The sequence below is a fragment of the Actinosynnema sp. genome, from assembly GCF_052038725.1.
Map to the genome: position 1 here is coordinate 1 of NZ_JBQGCX010000379.1, position 2,020 is coordinate 2,020.

Annotated in this window: 3 protein-coding genes; all 3 read left to right on the forward strand. The window is 72.7% G+C overall.

The window, feature by feature from the left end:
• Positions 1-658: 658 nt before the first annotated feature.
• Positions 659-832: a hypothetical protein gene (locus tag ACTUAL_RS07630; protein WP_440899747.1), complete on the forward strand. Its 174-nt coding sequence runs from the start codon at positions 659-661 to the stop codon at positions 830-832.
• Between the two features lie 82 nt (positions 833-914).
• Positions 915-1,637 carry a hypothetical protein gene (locus tag ACTUAL_RS07635; RefSeq protein WP_440899748.1) on the forward strand — a complete coding sequence of 241 codons (723 nt, stop codon included), beginning with the start codon at positions 915-917 and terminating at the stop codon, positions 1,635-1,637.
• A 34-nt stretch (positions 1,638-1,671) separates the two neighbouring features.
• Positions 1,672-2,020 (forward strand): hypothetical protein (locus ACTUAL_RS07640; RefSeq protein WP_440899749.1); only part of this gene is annotated, 349 nt, incomplete at its 3' end.

Consider the following 2,020-nt stretch of genomic DNA (forward strand, 5'->3'; position numbering starts at 1 on the left):
TGACCGAAGACCTGTAGCCGGTCCCGCCCCTGACTGCCCCCGGCATCCGCCGGGGGTAGTCCCGTGCACGGGGTGGTGCCGTTGCCCGCCCGTGCACCCCGCACCTGTTCCCGCCCCGGCTGTCCGAACACCACCGTCGGCGGTCGGGGGATGTGCCCGCCGTGCCGAAGCCGTGCCCGCCGTGCCCACGGCACCAGCGCGCAGCGCGGCTACACCGGCCGACACAGGTCCCAGTTCCGGCCCGCCGTGTTGGCCCGTCCCGGTGACCGGGTGTGCCGCTGTGACCTGACCGACTGTCCCGACCACCCCGGCACCGGTTGTGCCGCATCCTCCACCGTGGCCGACCACTGGCCGCTCACCCGCCGGGAGCTGGTGGCCGCAGGGCTGGACCCCGACCACCCGGACCGGGGCCGGGGGCTGTGCGGGCCGTGCCATGCCCGGATCACCGCTAGGGACCCCCGCACCCGTGGTGGCTGGAACAGCCCGTGACCGCCCCCGCGCGTCGGGGCGTGCGGTATCCAGGGGGTGACCCCTGACCGGTCCAGGAGGGCACAAGCCATTGAGGCCCAGTTCCGGCCGGTCAGGTTTCCGGCAGCGCCGCTCCCACGTCCGCCGCCCGGTCCCCCCGGACAGTGAACAGGGGCGGGAGTTGGCCGCTGTGCTGGAGCGGCTGGAGCTGGCAGCCGACCAGGCCGCCGCCTGGCTCGCCGAGCATGAATCCCTTGTGCGCCAAGCCTACGAACTCGGGGCGACGCAGCACGAGATCGCCGCGCACGCCCAGGTCGCGCAGTCCACGGTCAGCCGCACGCTCGCCCGTGACACCCCGCCCTGATCCGCCCCGTCCGGCCGCGTGCCGGTGATGCGGTCCGCATTACCGATCCGGTTCGCATCAACGTCTTCGGAGGTGCCCGCCCATGACCTACCGGCCCGAGGGGCTCGTGGCGATCGACGGACAGCCGTCCTCGCCCGAACTGCTCGCCGAGCTGCGCGAGGAGGGAAACCCGGTTCTGCTGGGCTTCTCACGCGGGAAGGACAGCCTCGCGGCGTGGCTGTCGCTGCGCGACGCGGGGGTGGAGGTGGTGCCCTACTTCCTGTACCACGTGCCGGGGATGTCGTTCGTTGACGAGTCGCTGGCCGACTTCGAGAACTTCTTCGGCGTGCGCATCCACCGCTACCCGCACCCGGCGCTGTTCCGGTGGTTGAACACCTTCACCTTCCAGGCACCCCAGCGCCTGGCGGTGATCGACGCCGTCGACCTGCCCGAGCCGTCTTACGAGGAGATGGCGGACATGATCCGCGCCGACCTCGGGCTGCCGAACGCCTGGAACTGCGACGGGGTGCGCGCCTCGGACTCGCCGAACCGGCGCATGGCCATGACCACCTACGGCCCCAAGCGCGAGGCCACCCGCAAGCTCTCCATCGTCTGGGACTGGCGGGTCGCGCACGTGCGGGAGGTCATCGCCCACCACGGCGCGACCCTGCCCGTCGACTACGAGTGGTTCGGCCGTTCCTGGGACGGTCTGGACCTGCGGTTCGTCGCGCCGCTGGCCGAGCACCGCCCCGAGGACTACGCGCTGATCCTGGAGTGGTTCCCGATGGCGGCACTGGAGGTGTTCCGTGCCCGGCACGCAGCCTGACGACGGTTTCGATCCGCTGGCCCGGCTCAAGGCGATGGGGCGATCGCAGCACGCGGTCGCCCCGGTTGATCTGCTGGCCGCGCTCAACGCCGAGCCCCGCGTCGCCAAGGGCGACGGCCCCGAGGAGGAGTTGGACGTCAACGCCCAGGGGTTCCGCGCCCGCGCCAAGAGGGAGGAGGAGCGCTACCGCAACGCCACCGACTCGGAGTACTGGTTCGCCGCGTGCTTCCGCACCGCTGCCGACCTCGCCGCGTTCCTGGACGCGGTCGGCCTGGCCCCAGCCGAGGGCCGGTGGGTCCACGGGGACGAGCTGGCCGCCGCGCTCGGCGTGACCTACGAGGTCGCCGAGGACGGGCAGGACGCGGCGCCGCCCGAGGTCGACC